At 62.4% G+C, this 20,268-nt stretch carries 22 protein-coding genes and 1 tRNA gene; 15 read left to right on the top strand and 8 right to left on the bottom strand.

The window, feature by feature from the left end; all coding sequences use genetic code 11:
• The gene (locus EEB11_RS00315; RefSeq protein ID WP_135428314.1) at nt 1-747 is read right to left on the bottom strand and encodes an RlmE family RNA methyltransferase; all 747 of its coding nucleotides are present in this window, start codon (nt 745-747) and stop codon (nt 1-3) included.
• On the bottom strand, nt 744-1,880 hold the full coding sequence (locus tag EEB11_RS00310; protein ID WP_135428312.1) for a Ppx/GppA phosphatase family protein: 1,137 nt from the start codon (nt 1,878-1,880) through the stop codon (nt 744-746). Before EEB11_RS00310 ends, EEB11_RS00315 begins: the two co-directional genes overlap by 4 nt.
• Nucleotides 1,881-2,064: 184 nt before the next feature.
• On the opposite strand from EEB11_RS00310, the gene EEB11_RS00305 reads away from it, so the two are divergent.
• From EEB11_RS00305 to EEB11_RS00245, 13 genes are all read left to right on the top strand, one after another.
• Nucleotides 2,065-2,367, top strand: a complete 303-nt coding sequence (locus EEB11_RS00305; RefSeq protein ID WP_135428310.1) for a virulence factor — start codon at nt 2,065-2,067, stop codon at nt 2,365-2,367.
• A 31-nt stretch (nt 2,368-2,398) separates the two neighbouring features.
• The gene (locus tag EEB11_RS00300) at nt 2,399-3,316 is read left to right on the top strand and encodes a methylenetetrahydrofolate reductase (RefSeq protein ID WP_135428308.1); all 918 of its coding nucleotides are present in this window, start codon (nt 2,399-2,401) and stop codon (nt 3,314-3,316) included.
• A gap of 15 nt (nt 3,317-3,331) precedes the next feature.
• Nucleotides 3,332-4,312 carry a methyltetrahydrofolate cobalamin methyltransferase gene (locus EEB11_RS00295; protein WP_135428306.1) on the top strand — a complete coding sequence of 327 codons (981 nt, stop codon included), beginning with the start codon at nt 3,332-3,334 and terminating at the stop codon, nt 4,310-4,312.
• A gap of 6 nt (nt 4,313-4,318) precedes the next feature.
• Complete coding sequence (locus EEB11_RS00290; protein ID WP_135428304.1) at nt 4,319-4,771, top strand: cupin domain-containing protein; 453 nt, start codon at nt 4,319-4,321, stop codon at nt 4,769-4,771.
• The gene (locus EEB11_RS00285; RefSeq protein WP_135428302.1) at nt 4,764-6,806 is read left to right on the top strand and encodes an ASKHA domain-containing protein; all 2,043 of its coding nucleotides are present in this window, start codon (nt 4,764-4,766) and stop codon (nt 6,804-6,806) included. Before EEB11_RS00290 ends, EEB11_RS00285 begins: the two co-directional genes overlap by 8 nt.
• A gap of 51 nt (nt 6,807-6,857) precedes the next feature.
• A complete protein-coding gene (locus tag EEB11_RS00280; protein WP_135428299.1) occupies nt 6,858-7,412 on the top strand; it encodes a sigma-70 family RNA polymerase sigma factor in 555 nt (184 codons plus the stop codon).
• Nucleotides 7,409-8,056 (top strand): anti-sigma factor, encoded by a 648-nt coding sequence (locus EEB11_RS00275; RefSeq protein ID WP_135428297.1) that lies wholly within the window; start codon nt 7,409-7,411, stop codon nt 8,054-8,056. The genes EEB11_RS00280 and EEB11_RS00275 overlap by 4 nt, the downstream gene beginning before the upstream one ends.
• Before the next feature lie 165 nt (nt 8,057-8,221).
• A complete protein-coding gene (locus EEB11_RS00270) occupies nt 8,222-8,767 on the top strand; it encodes a fasciclin domain-containing protein (protein ID WP_135428294.1) in 546 nt (181 codons plus the stop codon).
• Between the two features lie 320 nt (nt 8,768-9,087).
• Complete coding sequence (locus EEB11_RS00265) at nt 9,088-10,233, top strand: DNA cytosine methyltransferase (RefSeq protein ID WP_135428292.1); 1,146 nt, start codon at nt 9,088-9,090, stop codon at nt 10,231-10,233.
• Nucleotides 10,234-10,242: 9 nt separating this feature from the next.
• A complete protein-coding gene (locus EEB11_RS00260; RefSeq protein ID WP_135428290.1) occupies nt 10,243-10,962 on the top strand; it encodes a GIY-YIG nuclease family protein in 720 nt (239 codons plus the stop codon).
• A gap of 90 nt (nt 10,963-11,052) precedes the next feature.
• Nucleotides 11,053-11,126: transfer RNA gene (locus tag EEB11_RS00255), tRNA-Gly, on the top strand.
• Nucleotides 11,127-11,212: 86 nt separating this feature from the next.
• Nucleotides 11,213-11,692, top strand: coding sequence for a DUF6538 domain-containing protein (locus EEB11_RS00250; protein WP_135428288.1), 480 nt, complete (start codon nt 11,213-11,215; stop codon nt 11,690-11,692).
• 8 nt (nt 11,693-11,700) lie between these two features.
• The gene (locus EEB11_RS00245) at nt 11,701-12,648 is read left to right on the top strand and encodes a tyrosine-type recombinase/integrase (protein ID WP_135428285.1); all 948 of its coding nucleotides are present in this window, start codon (nt 11,701-11,703) and stop codon (nt 12,646-12,648) included.
• Nucleotides 12,649-12,930: 282 nt separating this feature from the next.
• Here the strand turns inward: EEB11_RS00245 and EEB11_RS00240 are convergent, their stop codons facing one another.
• The 5 genes from EEB11_RS00240 to EEB11_RS00220 form a co-directional block, all read right to left on the bottom strand.
• A complete protein-coding gene (locus EEB11_RS00240) occupies nt 12,931-13,428 on the bottom strand; it encodes a Rha family transcriptional regulator (protein WP_135428282.1) in 498 nt (165 codons plus the stop codon).
• A 581-nt stretch (nt 13,429-14,009) separates the two neighbouring features.
• On the bottom strand, nt 14,010-14,606 hold the full coding sequence (locus EEB11_RS00235; protein WP_135428280.1) for a hypothetical protein: 597 nt from the start codon (nt 14,604-14,606) through the stop codon (nt 14,010-14,012).
• A 115-nt stretch (nt 14,607-14,721) separates the two neighbouring features.
• Nucleotides 14,722-15,654, bottom strand: coding sequence for a hypothetical protein (locus EEB11_RS00230; protein ID WP_135428278.1), 933 nt, complete (start codon nt 15,652-15,654; stop codon nt 14,722-14,724).
• A gap of 96 nt (nt 15,655-15,750) precedes the next feature.
• The gene (locus tag EEB11_RS00225) at nt 15,751-16,074 is read right to left on the bottom strand and encodes a hypothetical protein (RefSeq protein WP_135428276.1); all 324 of its coding nucleotides are present in this window, start codon (nt 16,072-16,074) and stop codon (nt 15,751-15,753) included.
• A 397-nt stretch (nt 16,075-16,471) separates the two neighbouring features.
• Nucleotides 16,472-17,137 carry a recombinase family protein gene (locus tag EEB11_RS00220; RefSeq protein ID WP_135428273.1) on the bottom strand — a complete coding sequence of 222 codons (666 nt, stop codon included), beginning with the start codon at nt 17,135-17,137 and terminating at the stop codon, nt 16,472-16,474.
• 306 nt (nt 17,138-17,443) lie between these two features.
• Between EEB11_RS00220 and EEB11_RS00215 the strand changes: the two genes are divergently transcribed.
• Together EEB11_RS00215 and EEB11_RS00210 are read left to right on the top strand one after the other, a co-directional pair.
• Nucleotides 17,444-17,944 (top strand): hypothetical protein, encoded by a 501-nt coding sequence (locus EEB11_RS00215; RefSeq protein WP_135428271.1) that lies wholly within the window; start codon nt 17,444-17,446, stop codon nt 17,942-17,944.
• A gap of 309 nt (nt 17,945-18,253) precedes the next feature.
• On the top strand, nt 18,254-18,607 hold the full coding sequence (locus tag EEB11_RS00210; protein ID WP_135428269.1) for a RidA family protein: 354 nt from the start codon (nt 18,254-18,256) through the stop codon (nt 18,605-18,607).
• Between the two features lie 59 nt (nt 18,608-18,666).
• Here the strand turns inward: EEB11_RS00210 and pgi are convergent, their stop codons facing one another.
• Nucleotides 18,667-20,268 (bottom strand): glucose-6-phosphate isomerase, encoded by a 1,602-nt coding sequence (pgi, locus tag EEB11_RS00205; protein WP_135428267.1) that lies wholly within the window; start codon nt 20,266-20,268, stop codon nt 18,667-18,669.

The raw sequence follows: 20,268 nt of genomic DNA, 5'->3' as shown, positions 1-20,268 counted from the left end.
TCAATCCTCATCCTCTTCCGCAGCTTTTGCCGCTGCAAGCGCCCGCCCCCGATAGCCCATGGCCACCACAAACTTTTCCGAACTGTCAGACCGGCTGGCCGCCGGTTTCACATTGGCAACTTTGGTGAAGTTCTTCTTCAGCATGGCCTGCATGGTGTTTTCCGCCCCACCCGCCAGAACCTTGGCGACAAAGGTGCCGCCGTCCTCCAGCACGTCAAACGCAAAATCCAGCGCCGCCTCGATCAGCGCGACGATTCGCAAATGGTCCGTCGCCTTATGCCCCGATGCCGCCGCCGCCATGTCGGACAGCACCACATCGGCCCGCCCGCCCAGCCAGCCCTTGACCATGTCATCCGCGCCGTCCGACAGGAAATCCAGCTGGTGCAGTTCTGCCCCCGGAATCGGCTCGATTTCCTGCAGATCGACTCCCAGCACGGTGCCCACCGGTTTTTTCGGGTTCTGTGACAGCGCATTCACCCGCACCACCGCCACCTGACACCACCCCCCCGGCGCGCAGCCAAGGTCAACCACCCGCGCGCCAGGCTTCAGAAAGCCGTAGCGGTCATCCAGTTCCGAAATCTTGTAGGCCGCACGGCCCCGGTAGCCCTCTTTGCGCGCCCGGATCACATATGGGTCGTTCAGCTGACGCTCCAGCCACAGCGTGGACGACAATTTACGCCCCTTGGCGGTTTTCACCCGCACCCGCAATTCGCGCTGGCCACGGCCAGATGTGGTTTTTTCACTCATGTGAACGGTCCTTCGGTCAACACGCCATCGGCGGTCATCTGGGCATACAAGAGCCCCTCGCGCAGGCCACGGTCGGCCACGGAAAGGCGGTCGGTTGGCCATATCCGCATCAAGGCCTGAAGGATAGCCGCGCCGGACATGATCAGCGCATGGCGGTCGCGCCCGATGCGCGGGTCGGTGCGCCGCCCCTCTGGCCCAAGCGCCAGATAGTCGCGGATCACGAAATCAATCTGGTCGCTGGTCATCTGCAACCCGTCCACCTTGGTCCGGTCATAGCGGCGCAGCCCAAGATAGCTGGCGGCCACAGTCGTCACTGTGCCAGAGGTCCCGATGATCTGGAACCCTTCGCGCGGATGCTGGGCGTTATAGGGGGAAAAACTGGCCAGCTGTTCTTCAAAGAACCAGCTCATCAGCGCAAATCGGGCGGCGTCATCATCAACATCGCCGAACTGGTCACGCAAGGTGGCCACCCCCAGCGGCACCGAGATCCAGTCCACCACCCGCGCCCCGCCTATCGGCTGGGCGTCAAAACCGGAATGCAGGCTCATGATCGCGCGGGGGCGGTTTTCAGGGATCACGCCTGACAGGTCGATCCAGACAAGCTCGGTCGACCCGCCGCCGATATCAACCACCAAAAGCTGCTCGGTCCGTTCGTTGACCAAAGGGGCGCAGGAAATGACCGCCAGCCGCGCCTCTTCTTCCGGCGTGATGATCTCCAGCGACAGCCCGGCCTCGCGTTTGACCTGGCGGATGAAATCGCGGGCGTTGCGGGCGCGGCGGCAGGCTTCGGTCGCGACCAGCCGCATCCGTTTCACGCCGTGCCGTTCGATCTTTTTCTGACAGATCCGCAATGCCTGCACCGTCCGCCCCATTGACGCACGCGACAGCCGGCCCGAGGCTTCCAGCCCGATGCCCAGTTGGACAGTTTTCGAAAAACTGTCCACCACCGTGAACTGACTTCCCTTTGGCTGGGCAATCAGCATCCGGCAAGAATTGGTGCCAAGGTCGAGCGCCGCGTATAGCGTGCCCTGCCCCGGCTTTTGAGGGGGTGACGATTCGACGAGACGAGAGCCATCATCTGGCTCAATCGGCATTTGCGACGCGCCCCCCCCTCGGGGACGCTCGGGCGTCATAACCGCCCTCCATATGTGGTTACCGCAAACGTAGCGCTGATCCCTAGCCCCCGCAAGCACTCATGCGGCGACCGGTTGTCTGCCCTCGGGTCGCAGATGCGACGCGCCATGTCGAAAACGCACCCTCTTGTCGCAAAGGGCCGATTAGAACGGAAAGGTGCAGATGTCGGGAGGGAATCATGCCATGGCCGAAGTGACAGTGGTTTTCTGGCGTGACATTCCCGCACAGGTGATTGTGGGCAAGGGCCGGCGGGGGGCCAAGGTGCAGCTGACGGAACGCTTCGAACAGGCGATTGATCGCTGTGCGATGAAGATCGGCGCCAAGGATGCCGATGCCTATCTGGCCGAATGGCGTAAAGCGCCCCCCTATGAGGTCGAGGGTGAGCAGGAAGATGTCGCCCGCGACGAGGCCGCCCGGCTGGAGGCGGAATACGACACCCTCCGTCTGAAAACACTGATCGCAGCGGATGGCTGGGCCAAGGCCTGAGGCACCACGCATGACCCTGAAGGAGAGGTTGATGGCCCTGTTCAATTTCCGCACCAAGACCGCCGCCGCCGCGCCATCGCACGGCCAACTGGAGGCCTTCCTGCAAGGCTATTCGATCGAGGTCATGCCGCGCACCGCCGAAAAGGTCGAAGATTTCCGCACCCTGCTGCCCGCAGGCACCCGCGTCTACATCGCCCATATCGACGGCACCCCGATTGAGGAGATGGTGGCCACTGCGCGCCGTGTGGGAGAGGAAGGCTTTACCGCCATGCCGCATTTCCCGGCGCGCATCATCAAGGACCGGGCCACGCTTGCCGGTTGGATCAGCCGTTACCGCGATGTCGGCGTGCGCCAGGGCCTGCTGCTGGCCGGCGGTGTGGCGCAGCCGGTGGGCGACTTTAGCACCTCGATGCAGTTGCTGGAGTCGGGCGCGTTTGACGGCTTTGACCGCTTGCACGTGGCAGGCCACCCCGAGGGCAACCGCGACATCGACCCTGACGGATCGGACCGGATGGTGATGGAGGCCGCGCGCTGGAAATCGGCCTTTGCCGAGCGGACGGATGCACGGATGGCGATGGCCACGCAGTTCTGCTTTGATGCGGCCCCGGTGATTGACTGGGTCACACGCCTGCAAACCGAGGGGATCAAACTGCCGGTTCACATTGGCGTCGCGGGGCCTGCCAAGCTGCAGACCCTGATCAAGTTCGCCATCGCCTGCGGGGTGGGCCCGTCGCTCAAGGTCTTGCAAAAGCGGGCCATGGATGTGACCAAGCTGTTGATGCCATATGAACCCGCCGATGTGCTGACTGCCCTTGCCGCGCACAAGGCGGCAAACCCCGGCTTTGGCATTGAACAGGTCCATTTCTTCCCGCTTGGGGGGATCAAGACCAATGCCGCCTGGGTGACAGAACATGGCGGTGCGGCGGGAAAACCCGCTGTGGCCGCCTGAGAAAAAGGTTTAAGAATGACCCGCACCGTTATTGAATCAAAGACAAAAACCGTCATCATCGGCTTTGACGAGCCGTTTTGCGTGATTGGCGAACGGATCAACCCCACGGGGCGCAAGAAGCTGGCCGCTGAACTGGAGGCGGGCAATTTCGAGACCGTGATCCGCGACGCGCTGGAACAGGTCGCCTGTGGGGCCACGGTGCTGGATGTGAATTCGGGCGCGGTCTTCACCAACAAGATGGCGGAAGACCCGCGCTATGCCGACAACAATTTTGTCGAACCGCCGCTGATGAAGGCGCTGATCGAGATCATCCAGGCGACAGTCGACGTGCCTTTGTGCATCGACTCTTCCGTGCCGGGCGCGCTCGAGTCCGGCCTGATGGCCTGCGAGGGGCGGCCTTTGCTGAACTCGGTGACCGGCGAAGAACACCGGCTGGAACTGGTGCTGCCGCTGGTAAAGAAATTCAACGTGCCGGTCGTGGCCATCTCGAACGATGACACCGGCATTTCCGAAGACCCGGATGTGCGCTTTGCGGTGGCGAAAAAGATCGTCGAACGCGCCGCCGATTTCGGCATTCCTGCACATGACATCGTGGTCGATCCGCTGGTGATGCCGGTGGGGGCCATGGGCAGCGCTGGCCAGCAGGTGTTTGCACTGGTGCGCCGTCTGCGCGAAGAGCTGGGGGTGAACACCACCTGCGGCGCGTCGAACATCTCTTTCGGGTTGCCGCACCGGCACGGCATCAATGCGGCGTTCCTGCCGATGGCGATTGGCGCGGGCATGACCAGCGCGATCATGAACCCGGTACGCCTGCAGGAAATGGAAGCGATCCGCGCCGCCAATTTCCTGATGAACCATGATGCCAATGGCGGCGAATGGATCCGCTTTGCCAAGGTGCTGGAGGCGGTTGAAGGCGGCATGACCTTTGCCGAAGCCTCAAGCGCGGCCAGTCAGGCCGCCGGTGGCCGTCGCGGTGGCCGTCGCGGCCGTGCCTGAGCCATCTTGAGCACGCCTTTTGCCCTGAACGCCGCAGATCAGCCCATGGAAACATGGGCCGATCCGTCCTGTGGTTCTGTGCGCTGGCAAAGCCTGTTTTCCGGCCAGATCACCCCGACCGACAGCCTGACCTGCGGTGTCGCCCATATTGCCGTCGGTGACACCTTTACCCTGCACAGCCACCCGCAGGCCGAGGTGTATTTCGGGCTGTCCGGGCATGGCATCGTGATGATCGACGGCACGGGCTGGCAGTTGTCGCCGGGCGTGGCCCTGTTCATTCCCGGTGGGGCCGTGCATGGCATTTTGCAAGCGACAGGGCCGATGAGCTGGTTCTATGTCTTTGCCGCCGATTGCTTCACCGAAATCGCCTACAGCTTTCAGACGACGCACTCCGTCGCCTTGAAGACGCCGCCCTCCGGCCTAGAACCGCCGGGCGCGCAGGAGAATGCCCATGTCTGACGACCCCTCCGACACCCCCCTTGTGATCTTTACCCCGTCTGGCAAACGCGGGCATTTTGCGCTTGGCACGCCTGTGCTGACGGCAGCGCGGCAGCTGGGGGTTGACCTCGACTCGGTCTGTGGCGGGCGCGGCATTTGTTCGAAGTGCCAGATCACGCCGGGCTATGGCGAGTTTTCCAAACACGGCGTCACGGTGCATGAAGATGCGTTGACCGAATGGAACGCGGTGGAAGAGCGCTACAAATCGAAGCGCGGGATGCTGGATGGCCGCCGTCTGGGCTGTCAGGCACAGGTGATGGGCGATGTGGTCATCGACGTGCCGCCCGAAAGCCAGGTGCACAAACAGGTGATCCGCAAGTCGGCGACCGAGCGGGTCATCGCGATGGACCCCGCCACGCGGCTTTTGTACGTCGAGGTGGCTGAACCCGACATGCACGAACCCACCGGCGATTTTGAGCGTCTGGCGCTTGCCTTGCGCGACCAGTGGCAGGTGGAAGACGTATCCGCCGATCTGGCGATCCTGCGCCGCTTGCAGCCGGTGTTGCGCAAGGGCCAGTGGAAGGTGACCGTCGCCCTGCACAAGGGCAATCACGATGCCCTGCCCCGCATCCTCGACATCTGGCCCGGCTTTCATGATGGCGCGATTCACGGCCTTGCCATCGACCTTGGCTCGACCACCATCGCGGCACATCTGTGCGATCTGCGCGACGGGCGGGTGCTGGCCTCGGGCGGGGTGATGAACCCGCAGATCCGCTTTGGCGAAGATCTGATGAGCCGGGTGTCTTACGTGATGATGAACGCCGGTGGCGATGTCGAGATGACCCGCGTGGTGCGCGAGGCGCTCAATGCGCTGGCCTTGTCCATCGCGGCGGAAGGCGGCATCGATCCGGCCAGCATCTATGAGGCCGTCGTGGTCTGCAACCCGGTGATGCACCATCTGCTGCTGGGGATAGACCCGGTGGAACTGGGTCAGGCACCCTTTGCGCTTGCCACGTCCGGCAGCCTGTCGCTTGATGCCCGCGATCTGGACCTTGCGGCGATCAACCGGGCGGCGCGGGTGTATTTGCTGCCGTGCATCGCGGGCCATGTCGGGGCCGATGCGGCGGCGGTGGCCTTGTCCGAGGAACCGGGCAAGTCGGACGATATGGTGCTGATCGTCGATGTCGGCACCAATGCCGAACTGCTTTTGGGCAACAAGACCCGGGTGCTGGCCTGTTCGTCCCCCACCGGCCCCGCGTTTGAGGGCGCGCAGATCAGCTCCGGCCAGCGCGCCGCCCCCGGCGCGATTGAACGGGTGGAGATTGATGCCATCACCAAAGAGCCGCGCTTTCGGGTGATCGGGTCGGACCTGTGGTCGGATGATCCGGGCTTTGCTGCGGCCACCGCAACCAGCGGCATCACCGGCATTTGCGGGTCGGGTATCATCGAGGCGGTGGCAGAAATGCGGATGGCGGGGCTGGTGGACCCCGGCGGGCTGATCGGCGGGCCGGAACAGACCGGCACGCCGCGCTGCGTGGCCGAGGGGCGCACCCACAGCTATCTGCTGCATGACGGCAGCGCCGAGGGCGGGCCGCGCATCATGGTGACGCAGGGCGACATTCGCGCGATCCAGCTGGCGAAATCGGCGCTTTATGCCGGGGCGCGACTGTTGATGGATGAAATGGGCATCGACCGCGTTGACCGTGTGACACTGGCCGGGGCGTTCGGGGCGCATATCAGCCCCAAGCACGCCATGGTGCTGGGCATGATCCCCGATGCGCCGCTGGACAAGGTAACAAGTGCCGGAAACGCCGCTGGCACCGGCGCGCGGATCGCCCTGTGCAATGTGGCGGCACGCGACCAGATCGAAGCCACGGTGCATCAGATCCACAAGGTCGAAACCGCCATCGAGCCGCGGTTTCAGGAACATTTCGTCAACGCCAATGCCATCCCGCATGCGGTGGATACCTTCCCCTCACTGGCGGCGATCGTGACCCTGCCGGACGTGTCTTTCAACACTTCCGGCGGGCGAGAGGGGCGCAGGCGGCGTGGCTGAGGGCGCGTTTTGGGGCTGGCAATGCCACGTCCGCATGATAGCCTTTGCGCCATGACCGCACCCGCGCCCACCCCCACCGAGACCTGTCTGCTGCTCGAACGTATTGCCGCGCAAGACCGCGCGGCCTTCCGGTCGCTTTATCACGAGGCCGGGCCGAAACTTATGGGTGTGCTGGTCCGTATCCTTGGCACCAGATCAGAAGCGGAGGATGCGTTGCAAGAAGTGTTTACCAGAGTGTGGCTGCGGGCGGGGCGGTTTGATCCGTCACGCGGGGCAGGCATGACATGGCTGGTGGCATTGTCGCGCAACCATGCCATTGACCGCCTTCGCGCCCGCAAACCCGAACAGAACGATGATGATGCGGCAGCCCTGATTGCCGACACCGCGCCGCGGGCTGAGGTCCGGCTGATCGCCAAGGGCGAGGCGCGGCGCGTGTCGGAGTGTTTTGACACGCTGGAGCCCGCCCGCGCCGATGCTGTGCGCGGGGCCTATCTGGACGGGTTGTCCTATGATGCGCTGGCGCTGCGCCACAACATCCCGCTCAACACCATGCGGACCTGGCTGCGGCGGTCTTTGCTCAAACTGCGGGAGTGTCTGGAGCAATGACCGACGCCCCCCTGACCCCGCAGGAAGAAGACGACGCTCTGGCCGCAGAATATGTGCTGGGCGTTCTGAACCTGCCCGAGCGGCTGGCCGTGGAAGAGCGACTGAAAACAGATGACGTTTTTGCGGCAAAAGTCTCGGCTTGGGTCGCGCATCTGGCCCCGCTGAACGAGGGCTACGCCAGCGTGCCGGTGCCGCCCGACCTGTTGCCACGCATCGAATCGCGGCTGTTCCCCAAACACTCCGCCCTGCGCGGTGGCTGGCGTTTGTGGCTGGCCGGGGCGGTAACCGCGGCGGTTGTGGGCTTTGGCGTGTTCCTGCTGATGCCGCCCTCTGCGCCCGGTGCGGTGATTGCCAGCCTTGGCAGCCCGGATGCAGCACTGGTCTATGAGGCGCGCCATGACGGCAACATGCTGATGGTGACCCGCGTGGCCGGCGCCCCTGCCCCCGAAGGCCAGACGCATGAACTTTGGGTGATTGCGCCGGGGGCGGCCCCGGTGTCGCTGGGCCTGCTGGGGGCGGACCCGCTGGATGTGGAATACCCGCGCCCGCCTGCCGGCTGGGTGCTGGCCGTGTCGGTCGAACCGGCTGGCGGCTCGCCCACAGGCGCGCCCACCGGTCCTGTCATCCTGACCGCCGACCTTTAGGCGCAGCCCTTGCCTGCACCGCAGGCAGGGGTCGGTTGCAGGCAGACCCAACTTTTAAAAGTACCCGCAAAAAATTTTGCACCCGCCTGAAACTTGCTTCGACAGCCTCTCGTATCCATTGGTGAAGGCAGGATGATCCTGCCTCTGTCAAACGGGAGATGTCTTATGAAATTCACACTTGCAGCCTCGGTCCTTGCGCTGTCCACCTTTGCCGCCTTCGCCCAGGAAAACCCGATGGTCGGCGGTGCCGCGATGTTTGCAGACAAGACCATTGTCGAAAACGCCGTGAACTCGGCCGATCACACCACGCTGGTGGCTGCCGTGCAGGCCGCCGGTCTGGTCGAAACCCTGTCAGGGGAAGGCCCGTTCACCGTGTTCGCGCCGACCAATGACGCCTTTGCCAAGCTGCCCGCCGGCACGGTTGAAACCCTGCTGATGCCGGAAAACAAGGATCAGCTGACCAAGATCCTGACCTGTCACGTGGTTGCCGCAAATGCGATGGCAGCCGACATCGGCAAGATGATCGCGGATGGCGGCGGCACCCACACCGTCAGCACCGTGGGCGGCTGTGACTTTGCCATCACGATGAATGGCGATGCGGTCAACATCACCGATGGCATGGGCAATGTCGCCACCGTGACCATCGCCGATGTCAGGCAGTCGAACGGCGTGATCCATGTGATCGACACTGTTCTGCTGCCCGCGATGTAAGACCCCTACATTGCGCGGGGCGTCACTCCCCCGCGCTTTGGGGCGCATATGGGCCTCCTTGCTGATCAACGTCCCCAGACGCGGGGGCCGACCCATATGCTGCCTGTCCCCCGGTGCCCCGCGCACCGGGGGTTTTGTTTTTGGTCCATTTCGTTCCGGCGCGCATCCAGTGCCTTCGTCCGCGTCTGCGCAAGCCCCCGCAGGTTGCCACTTTGTTCTTGAACCCCACCGGATTTTGCGCGACGATAAACGGTGCTGCCGGATAGTCTTGGACAAGGCCCATGGCCTTGCGGTAATCAACATCTGGCGACGGAGGGATCATGCCGCACACTTACTACGATTTCTTCGCAGGCGGCGGCATGGCGGGCTTTGGCCTTGGACCTGCGTGGTCTTGCCTGTTCGCCAATGACATTGATCCGAAAAAGGCGCACAGCTACCGGGCCAACCACCACGGCGGCGCGGAACTGGTGCTGCAAGATGTTGCAACCCTTACCTGTGCCGATATTCCGGGCACCGCCGATCTGGTCTGGGCGTCTTTTCCCTGTCAGGATCTGTCGCTGGCGGGCAAGGGGGCGGGGCTGGCGGGCAAACGCTCGGGCATGTTCAAGCCGTTCTGGCAATTGGTGCGCGATCTGAATGCCGATGGGCGCGGGCCCAAGATCGTGGCGGTCGAGAATGTGTATGGTGCCATTACCAGCAATGGTGGCCGCGATTTTGCCACACTGGCCGCCGCGTTTTCCGGCCTTGGTTACCGCTTTGGTGCGGTGGTGGTCGATGCGGTGCATTTCCTGCCCCAGTCGCGCCCGCGATTTTTCATCATCGGCGTGCGCGGCGATCTGCGCCTGCCCGAGGGGAGCATACAAGATGCGCCGTCTTCGGTCTGGCATCCCCCTGCCCTGATCGAGGGTCAGGCGCTGCTGTCCAGTGCCGCCCGGTCGCGTTGGCTCTGGTGGAACCTGCCGGTGCCCGCCGCGCGCAATCTGGCGCTGTCTGACGTGATCGAAGAGCAGCCACAGGGCGTGATCTGGCATACGGCGGCAGAAACCGATTATCTGCTGTCGCTGATGACCGATCTGAACCGCGGCAAGGTGGACGCCGCAAAGCAGCTTGGCACGCGCAAGGTCGGCACCGTCTACCGCCGCACCCGGCCCGATGCGGCAGGCGTGAAGCGCCAGCGCGCCGAGGTCAGGTTTGACGATGTGGCAGGCTGCCTGCGCACCCCGTCGGGCGGGTCCAGCCGCCAGACCATCATGGTGGTCGAAGGCGACAGCGTCCGCTCGCGCCTCTTGTCCCCGCGTGAGGCTGTGCGCCTGATGGGCCTGCCAGATACGTTCATCCTGCCAGAGCGTTACAATGACGCCTATAAACTGGCGGGCGACGGCGTGGCGGTTCCCGTGGTCCGGCATCTGGCGGATGCGGTGTTTGAACCGGTTTTGCGGCGCAACCGACTGGCCTTGGTGGCATAAGCAACCGCAATGACCGACCGAAACCCCGATGACACCAACTTCCCTCCGTTCGAGACCGAAGATCTTCGGGCCAATCTGGCAAAGTTCCTGTCGGCCCCGTTTCACGACCCTGTCGCAGGCCGCAGCCGCCCGGTCGGGGCCTTCACCTGGGGCGTCTATGCGTTTTTCGACTATGACGGCGAGCCGATCTATGTCGGCCAGACCAAGGAAAAGATCAGCACCCGTATCCGCCGCCACCTGACCAACCAGCGCACCGATGCGGTGGCCATGTCGGTTCTCGACCCGTTCGAGGTGTTCGAGATCGAGGTCTGGCCCCTGCCCCAGTTCGAGCGGACCCCGAAGGCCGACACGGGCGCGCGGGCGCATCTGAACGCGTTGGAACATCTGGTCTATCAGACCGCCGTTGCCAACAGCACCTTCAAGGCCGTGCTGAACGAAAAGGACCCGCCGCTGCCGGTGGTTGCTGTCACCGCCCCGCCGTCGCTGCGCTGGCGGATCGTGTCGGACCATGTCCACAAAATCCGCTCGCACCCCGATTTCCGCACTGCGCGGCGCGCGCTGATCCTGTCACGGCTGGCGCAGGTGATCGCCGAGCGTAAGGTACAGGGCGGCCTGCGCCGGGTGCTGCTGACCCAGGCCAAACGCCTGCAATGGCTGGCCGACCGCCGCTACAATGCCCTGGGCGGCGATGCATCGGTGGCGACGGAAGCCGAAGGCGACGAGGCATAGAGCGGCAGACGGTTCCGCCACAAAAAGTGAAACCCACCCCCGCAGCGGCGCCTTGCACTCACGCCGCCAAGCAGGTATTCACCTCACAACGCGGGTGTATCTCAATGGTAGAGAAGCAGCTTCCCAAGCTGATGACGAGGGTTCGATTCCCTTCACCCGCTCCATTTGCCCTTCTGGGCAGCCTTTTTTCTCAGTAATTCAAGCCCTTGCGGTTCTCTCCGGTGCACATTACAGCACACACGGGGCACACATGGGACTTGTTTTGCAATACGTTGAGCGCACCAAATCGGGCAGTTGGCAGTATCGCCGGAGAGTGCCCAAGGACGTTTCCGCGATCATCACCAAGCGGGAGTTCAAGCGAAAGTTGGGTGAGTCGGAGCGAGAGGCCCTTGCGGCCTATCCCCGATATCATGCCGAAGTCGAGAAAGAGATTGCAGAGGCCAAGCTAGGCCGGGTGCGGTCAGAGAAGGCGTCCAGTGCCAAGGCAACGGAGCGGGAAGCCTATGCGGAGGCGCTGCGGCGTCGGGCTGATCTGGTGGCAGCGGGTGCCAGCGACAGAGACCTTGAATTGACAGCGGACAGCATCGCAGAGGCGTATCCCCACGGGTATGACTATGAGCCACAAGGGGTGCCCCCGGTGGAGCGCCATACGATCAACCTGCTTCGCCATGGGCTGGAGAGATACAAGGCCCCCTCGCAACCCTTGGGGATGCCCGGAAGCTGTATCTGAAAGAGCATGTGCGGGTGGATGATCCTTCCACGGATAGCCGGGTGGTAGGCTTCGCCAACAGGGTGGTTGATGCGGCGATTGCCGTGATCGGCAGAGACCCCGAATTGCCGTCCATCACCAGAGAGGATGCCCGGAAGGTTCGGGACGAAATGCTTGACCGGGTGAGGGTCACAGGCAAGGGCATCGGTGAGAAGGTGAGTGCATCAACCGTGGGCCGGGAGTTGTCGGTCCTCTCTGCCGTGGTCAACTTTGGTCTCAAAGAGTTTGACTTGCACAAGACCACAGAGAACCCCTTTCACGATCTGCCAGTGGCGAAGGCAGCGAGGCGCAGAGGTCAGAAGGCGGGAGAGAAGCGCGACCCCTTCCCGTCCGATGTTCTGGCAGCGGTGCGGCAACAGGTGCTTTCGGCGTCTAAGCCGTCATTGCAGTTGGTTTGGCGCATCTTGGAAGGCACAGGGTGCCGTCTGGCAGAGGTCACGGGGCTTACGGTGGATGACGTGGACGTGTCCGGCCCCTTTCCGCATATCCGCGTGACTTGGAACGAAGTCCGCAGTCTGAAAACTGAAACCTCTAGGCGGGCGGTGCCCCTTGTTGGGGACGCACTGGATGCAGCCAAAGAGGCCCTTAAACTGGCCGTGGGGTGCACAATGCTGTTCCCTGATTATGGGCGAGACAGGGGCAGCGATGCGGCCTCTGCTGCGTTGATGAAACAGGTGCGGAGGGTGACGACAAACCCCAAGCACGTTGTCCATTCCTTGCGGCACAACATGAAAGATCGGCTCATGCTGGCAGAGGTGGTGTCCCTAGACCAAAACCTGATCCTTGGTCACGCGCTGGGCGGGATTGGTGATCGGGTCTATGGTGGCGACACAGCGAAGTTGCGTGTCACGACAAGGGCCATGAAGCGGGCCTTTGGGTTATCAAATGGTGCCCCTGATGGTGTAGACCAAGGGTGAATTTGGGAGGGAGGGTGTCGGGAGTGTTGGCACATCAAGGACAGCCCAAGGGCATCACATTGAGCATCCCTTTATACATGTCTTATATATGTAAAGGGGGGCCCCCACCTAAGCGAAGGGGTAATCAATACATGCCCCCTGGTGTGCATCCACTCCCTACTCCCTCCCTACAGGCAATATCACCAGAGAGGCCACAGGGTAGACAGGAGAGGCCCTGCAAGGCTTCCCCTGTGGGGGTGTGGGATTTACGTCAGATGCCCTGTGCGGGACTCTGCGGGGGCGCTACGGCTTGCCAGCGAAGGCTAGGTATGCCCGCCGTGTGTTCGGTTCCCGGAAGGCGCGGGCGATTGTTTCGTCCTTCCGTAGCTGTTCCCGGCGTCCTTCGATGCCCCCGGAGATCAGGCGCTGGACAAAGACATTGGCAGCATCAGGCGCAGGGGCAGCGGTCCCGTTGTTCAAGGCGGACCAATGCCGGATGATCTGCATCCGGAGCTTGGCGTCATAGGCGGATGCGATGAAAAGCAGATATTCACCGGGGAGGGCGTAGCAGGGACGGCGTTCCCCGTTGCCAGCAAGATAGACCGCCTCAAATTTGAGGGCGTCTTCGCCTAGGCTTGTCAGTTCCCGTTCAACATCCCGTTTCACGTTGTCGTGGCGCTTCCCGGTCATCTCGGCAATCGCCAGAGAGGTCATAAAGGGCACCCCGTGGCAGATTGCTGGGATGGTTCCCGGAAGCGGCGCAGGGGCTTTGCTGGTGGTGGTGGTAGGCAAGTTGTTCATCGTTGTTCCTTTCGATGTGGGAAATCAGGCGCGTCTTGCGCCGCTGAGGATCATTCCTCGGCATGACGCCACCGGCAGCCTTCCCACGGGCACCCACAGGGGCCGAAAGGAGACTCCCATGGGGCGCACAGGGACGCCATGCGGAAGAATGGTGAGGAAACATGTCCACCTGAAATTCAGGCAGACACGCCCCAGCCCCTCGGAAGCTGCACCCCGCCGTGATCCCCATCGCACCCCTTGCGGGTCGAGGAAGGACGACGAAACGAAACCCGCGCGGGGGTCGGCAGGGTGCAGCATCGGAGGGGCCGTGGGAGAGTCACCAGAGGCCCGCTAAGGGGTCTCCGGTGGGTGTGTGAGGGTTTAGCGCAGGACGCCCCACGCTTCCTTTGACCAAGGGTCTGGGGGTGTGCCGGGCGCGTCTGAATGACCCTCCAAACTTTGGAGAGGCAGTCGTGCCCCTGCCCCGCGCTGGGCAGCTTCCATCATGTCGCGCTGTGCATCGGAGACATGACCCTTGGGGGCCACCTCCCCCTTGCCCCGGACATGCACGGGCTGCATCGCAAAGAGCCTGTAGGGGTCACTCATGCGGCCACACGCGAGAGGCGGAGCATGGTGCGGTCTTCCAAACGCTTGATCCCGTGGGCAGCGGCAGTCCCCAGCTTCATCGGGCGGTAGTGATCGTGGCCCTTGTCAGAATGGCGCAGGGTGACTGGTGTATTGTCCGGCAGCCCGTGCAGGATCAACAGCACAGCGGCACTATCAGCCAACGGGTAATCGGTGCTAGCCACCAGCACAACGCCTTCCTCTGTCTCGCACCGCCACTTGCAGAATGATCCTACGCGCCCCGGACGGTCATTGTGGGTCGGCCTTGGGATGCGGTGTGCGATGATCCTTGCGAGAGGCAGGGGCTTGTCTGTGGCGGCGCTGTAGAGGTCTGCCACGGCATCGGCGGCAACCTTTGAGGCCACGATCTTCTCTGCCTTCATGGCGGCGGAGACCATATCCACGACAGCCCGTGCCGTCACTTCGGCATCGGTGCCCATGGCATCGGTAATCGGGTTGTGCGCGTCTACCATGTCGGCAATCACTGCATCTGCGGCTTTGGCCGTGTAGCTGCGCAGGTTCTCAATACGGCGGTCAATCTCGGACTGGGGGACGGAGGTGAATTTCAGTTTCATTGTCGGGTTTCCTCTGAGTGGCCGCATGGGGCGCGGCGGGTTGAACGAAAAAGGCCCCCCGAGGTGATCTCGGAGGGCTGTAGAAGGGTAGCTAGACGGAGTCGGGAAGGGTCGCTTAGACCTTCACAAGGCCAAGGCGGACAGCCGCCCCGTAAGCCATGTCAGGGTGCCCCGGAAGGGACACGATCCATTGCCCGGAGTTTCGGTCATGGCGGATCATCTTGCGGGCCTTGGGGTCCATCCCTTCCACCATTTCGCGGAATGTCTCCGGGTCCGTGGTGGGCATCTGGGCGAGACGATCCACGGCCATCTGACCAAGGCGGGTCATCTCATCCGGGGCATTTGCCAGCGTGGCACGGCGGGCAATCCGCAGCTCATCGGCATCCAGCATCTGTTCCAGCAAGGGGACAGAGGCCCCCACAGTAGACAGCATGTTATTGGCCTGTGCGATGTATCCCGCCATCACCTGCTTGACATGGGTGGGTGAGACCCCAGCGGGCAGTTGGTCAAGGATCGAGTCTGGGTCGCCGTTGTCGGCCACCTGATCCACAAGGGCATCTGTCACCTGCGGCCCGTGGGCCTGATCCACTCCCCGCAGAACTTCCCCGGCGAGTTTCGCCAAGTGGGCTGCATGGGTGGTGTCTGGTGCCTTGTCTTGGGTGTCCTTGGGTGCCCCGTCTTGTGCCTCTTTCGCGGCAGGGGCTTGGTCAAAAGGGAGGGAGTCGCCCTCTTTCCAAGTATGCGGAATGAGACCCCCAGCCTTTGCAGCTTCCACGGTCGTCTTGCCTCCACCCGGCAACGGGATGAAGCCCAGTTCGGTCGGAGTGGCATAGACAGTCTTGGAGCCGGAGGCAGTCTTGGCGCTAGACGTGAGGGAGGTGACTTGCCCGTTCTGGATGGTCACTTGGTTCACCTTGGCGACGGATGCCGTGGGGCGGATGCCAGCCGTGGGAGAGGTCTTCGCCGTGGCCTGTTCAAGCTGGTTCTGCCAAGCTGACAGTTGTTCTGGGGAGATGCCTTCGGCGGGTGCATTGTAGAATTGTGTCATGATCGTTGTTCCTCTTTGGATTGGAATGATGGGGATGGAGATGGACGGAATGTCCTAAGCGAAGGGGTTTTTGGCCGACCCCGCCAGCATCGCCCGTCAGTGGGTGCCAGTGATCGGGAAGACCGTCACATTCCCCGCCACCGGCTTCCCTGCCAGCAAGTCGATACCTTCTGCGGCCTTCACGCCCGCCACCCGCAACGCAAAGAGCAACTCCGGGGTGTCCACAGGCTGACCCAAGGCGACCCTCTCTGCGGCCTCATACAGGGCGTCTGCGGCGGTCACGAAGGACTGGGCCGCGTCGATGTGGGCGAGGACTGTAGGGGCGTCTGGGGTGGCCTTCACGGTGGCCTCTGCGATTGCGTCTATGATCTCCCCGGCGTGGCACAGGTGGGCGGAGATGGAGGTCAGTTGCTTGGTCATGATGTGTCCTTTCGTGGTTCACACGGAGGATGAAGCACATGCCGGAAGCATCTGACAAATCACGATATACTCCCCTTGTGGGGACTATCTCCGGGGGTGTCGAAAGGTGGTTCCCGTATGGGGACTAGATGGGCGTTGTGGGGTTGGCTGGAGGTGCGTTGAGGGGGTCCGATGGTGCCTGTATGGGGATGAAATATTTGATTAACCTAAGTTCAACTTAGGTCTAGATCGGATATAGACTTACGGCAGACTAACTATCCATCAGAGTGACAGTTAGAGGCGTTATTACCCAAGGAAGTTCACGGGGTATACCAAAAGGCCTCCAAGGTGATCCCCGGAGGCCACGTCAACAATACAGATAGGAAGACATGCAGCCACATCATGGCTAACACATCAGCTATGCGCCCAATGCAATCCTCTCCAGCACCCGCTTAACCTGCGTAGGGGTCCACTTACCGCCCCGTGCGGTGCTGATCCCTGCCCCGTCCAGTGCCCCCGCGATATCCGCCAGTGTGGCCCCAGAGGTCCGCAAAGGTTCCACAATGGGCTTCAACTTCTGGGCAAACGCCTGTGCGCCCCTCTGGACAGCCTCATTGCGCTTTCCGGTCTTGTCCCGCATCCCGCCTAGCTTCTGGCCTCTGGCCTTCGCCTCTGCCAGTGCTGCCTTGGTCCGCAGGGAGATGAAGTCCCGTTCCTGTTCCGCAAGAGCGGCGTAGATGTGCAACTGAAACTTGTCCGCGTTGGGCATAGAGGCCACCCGGAGGCGCACCTTGGGGTCATCCATGATTGCCGCGATGAAGGACACGCGGCGGGACAGGCGGTCCAGCTTCGCCACCAGCAACTCCGCCCCCGTCCTGCGGCACAGGTCTAGGGCCTTGGTCAACTCCGGGCGGTCATTGTCCCGGCCAGAGAGCACGTCAAGGAAGGCCCCGGCGATCTCAAAGGGGGTCTCGGCATAGTTGTTCAGATACAGGTCTATGTCCCGTGTCTGGGCCTCTAGGCCAAGGCCTGAGCGTCCCTGATCCTCTGTGCTTACCCTGCGATAGATGACGAATTGCTTCATGGCTGTGCCCCCTCTGGTGGACTGTGAGGGCATCTAGCAGGACCATTTGTCAAACGTCAAGGAACGTTGTGAGTGTTAATCGCGTGGGAAGTTGGGGCGTCACCCGGTCCCGGAAGGTGGACCAAGGGGCGGCAGGGGCGCGGTATGGGGTGCCCCGGACGGTGGAGAAGGCGACCCCACCGGGGGTAACGCGCGGCTTCACCTGGTGAGGTCAGGGCTTCAGATTTTTTGGTCATTTTATGTGGACATTTGGCAAAGACGACTGGTCTATTGCATGGAGTGGATCGAAGAACGTGGGCCAGTGAAATGATCAAAGAGCCAAAAAAAGAAGGCCCGACAAGAAAGCTGATAGAAACGATTGCTCAGGCATTTTCCCTTACTGCATTTGCAGCAAGTTTCTACAGGGTGACGCATCCGAGCGCGGCGGAAAAGGACCATGTTAGGTGGGGCGATGAAGTTACAGAACAACTGAACGAGCAAATAAGGCGCGGAACCCTGCTGGAAAGTCAAATTCTTGACCTGAGCAAAACCCGCGTCATAGCCCATGGGTTCGTAAATTTTGCATCCGGAAAACTCGCCATAGAACACGCCAAAGGAATTAGCAGCGTTACCGACCACGGAATTGGAAAATTGGCTGTGAACTTCGCAGAGCCAGTAAAGAAGCACTATTTTGTGTCGATCGAGTTGCCGGAAGGACAAGCGCATGTGAGTGAAAAGAAACCAAATGGCTTTTCGTTGAATACAGGGTTCGGGCCGGAGGGGCGGGATATTTCTTTCGGCTTTTTGGTCGTCGGGACAGAGCTGTAAATCAAAAACGTCTTGCGGATAACGGGCGCTCTACTCTAAAACGCAAAAGGAGCTGCATCAGAAGTTGCGGCACACACTGACAGCACGTCAGGCACACACGGTGAAAACCCACCGGAAGGCCAAGCTGGCTTAACTTATTGAGAATGAAGGAAAATGCGGCAGAGCATCCCGGTTCGATTTTGTCTCCGGTCGCCCTTCACCCGCTCCACCCCCAATCATCCTTCTACAGTCCCCTCCCGGCAACGCCCCTTCCCTTTGCGGCGCTTGCCCGCTAGGCAGGCGAGGGATTTTCACAAGCGGAGTTGCCCCATGAATGACGACATCACACGCATCGGCACCGGCGCGCGTATGAGCGAGGCTGTGTGCTACAACGGGATCATCTGGCTGGCCGGTCAGGTCGGTGCGCCGGGCACATCGGTGGCGGGGCAGACCCGCGCCTGTCTGGCCGAGGTAGACCGCATTCTGGCCGAGGCCGGCACCGACAAGACCCGTATCCTGTCGGCGCAGATCTGGATGGCGGATATGGCCGATTTTGCGCAGATGAACGCTGTGTGGGATGCCTGGGTGCCGCAGGGCCACACGCCTGCGCGCGCGACCGGTGAGGCGAAGCTGGCGACACCGGAGTATCTGGTGGAGGTGATCGTCACCGCGGCTCTGAAATAACCGGCCCCGGGGGCTTTGTGCCCCCGGACCCCCGCAGTGAGTTTTGCCCGATGTGAAGGCTAGCCGCGCGCCCAGTCCACCAGCTGCCGGGTCGATCCGTCTTTGCCCGCGGTATCCGCCTTGCCTTCCAGCATCGGTTGCAAGGCAAGCGCCAGTTCCTTGCCCAGCTCCACCCCCCACTGATCGTAAGAGTTGATCCCCAGGATCACGCCCTCGACAAACACCCGGTGTTCATAAAGCGCGATGATCTGGCCCAGTAGAAAGGGCGTCAGCTGATCATAGGCCAATGTGGTGCTGGGGCGGTTGCCAGGGAAAACGCGGTGGCGGGCCTGACGGTCCAGTTCGGCCCCGGTCAGGCCCTTTTTCGCCATGATCGCGGTGGCTTCCGCGAGGCTGCGGCCACGCAGCAGCGCTTCGGATTGCGCAAGGCAGTTTGACACCAGAAGCAGGTGCTGATGCGCAAGATCGGGTTCATGGCCGCGGCGGGCCACCAGAAATTCACATGGCACAACCCGCGTGCCCTGATGGATCAGCTGGTAGAACGCGTGCTGGCCGTTGGTGCCCGGTTCGCCCCAGACCACGGGGCCGGAATGATAGGGCAGATCGGTGCCATCCATCGCCACGCGCTTGCCGTTCGATTCCATCTCCAGCTGTTGCAGATAGGCGGGAAGACGGCTGAGCCTTTGATCATAGGGCAGCACGGCGCGGGTTGTGTAGCCGCAGATCTGGTTGTGCCAGATGCCGACCAGCGCCAGCAGCACGGGCAGGTTTTCGGCGAAGGGTGCTGTGCGAAAATGCGCATCCATCGCCGCCCCGCCCCGCAGGAATGCGGCAAAGCCTTCCGGCCCCACTGCCAGCATCAGCGACAGCCCGATCGGCCCCCACATCGAATAGCGCCCGCCGACCCAGTCTTCAAAACCGAACACCCGTTCACTGGCGATGCCGAAGGCCGATGTTTTCTCGGCAGCGGTTGAAACTGCGGCGAACTGCGCCGCCGGGTTGGCGACCTTTTGTGCCATCCAACCCCGCACAGTTTCGGCATTGGTCATCGTCTCGATGGTGGTGAAGGTCTTGGACGCCACAATCACCAGCGTGGTTTCCGGGTTCAGGCCTTGCAGCGTATCCGCCGCATGCGCGCCATCGACGTTCGAGATGAAATGCACGCGCGGCCCGTTATGGAACGGTGCCAGTGCCAGCACCGCCATGGCAGGCCCAAGGTCCGACCCGCCGATCCCGATATTCACCACATCGGTGATCTTGCCGCCCTGCCCGGTGAACCGGCCCGTCCGCACGTCATCCGCGAAGGCCGTCATCCTTGCATGGGTCTCGCGCAGGGCGATGGTCACATCCTGGCCATCCACCATCAAAGGCGTATCCATGTTGCGCAAGGCCGTGTGCAGCACCGCCCTGCCCTCGGTTTCATTGATCTTTGCCCCTGCAAACATCGCCGCGCGCTTGTCGGCCAGCCCGGCCGCCTCGGCCAGCTGCAGCAGCAGCGCGCGGCCGCGCGCATCAATGTTGGTCTTGGCGAAATCGAGGATCATGCCATCGGCGCGGGCGGTAAACTCCGCCGCGCGGGTGCCATCCTCAAACAGGTCCAGGATCGGACGACCCTCAACAGCCGCGTGGTGGTCTTTCAGGGCGTCCCAGTGTTGGTTCAT

It is taken from the genome of Pseudotabrizicola sediminis (assembly GCF_004745575.1).
In the GTDB taxonomy this organism is placed as follows: Bacteria; Pseudomonadota; Alphaproteobacteria; order Rhodobacterales; family Rhodobacteraceae; genus Pseudotabrizicola; species Pseudotabrizicola sediminis.
Note: the sequence above shows the minus strand (reverse complement) of the source record. Positions and strands in the feature narration are given on the sequence as shown.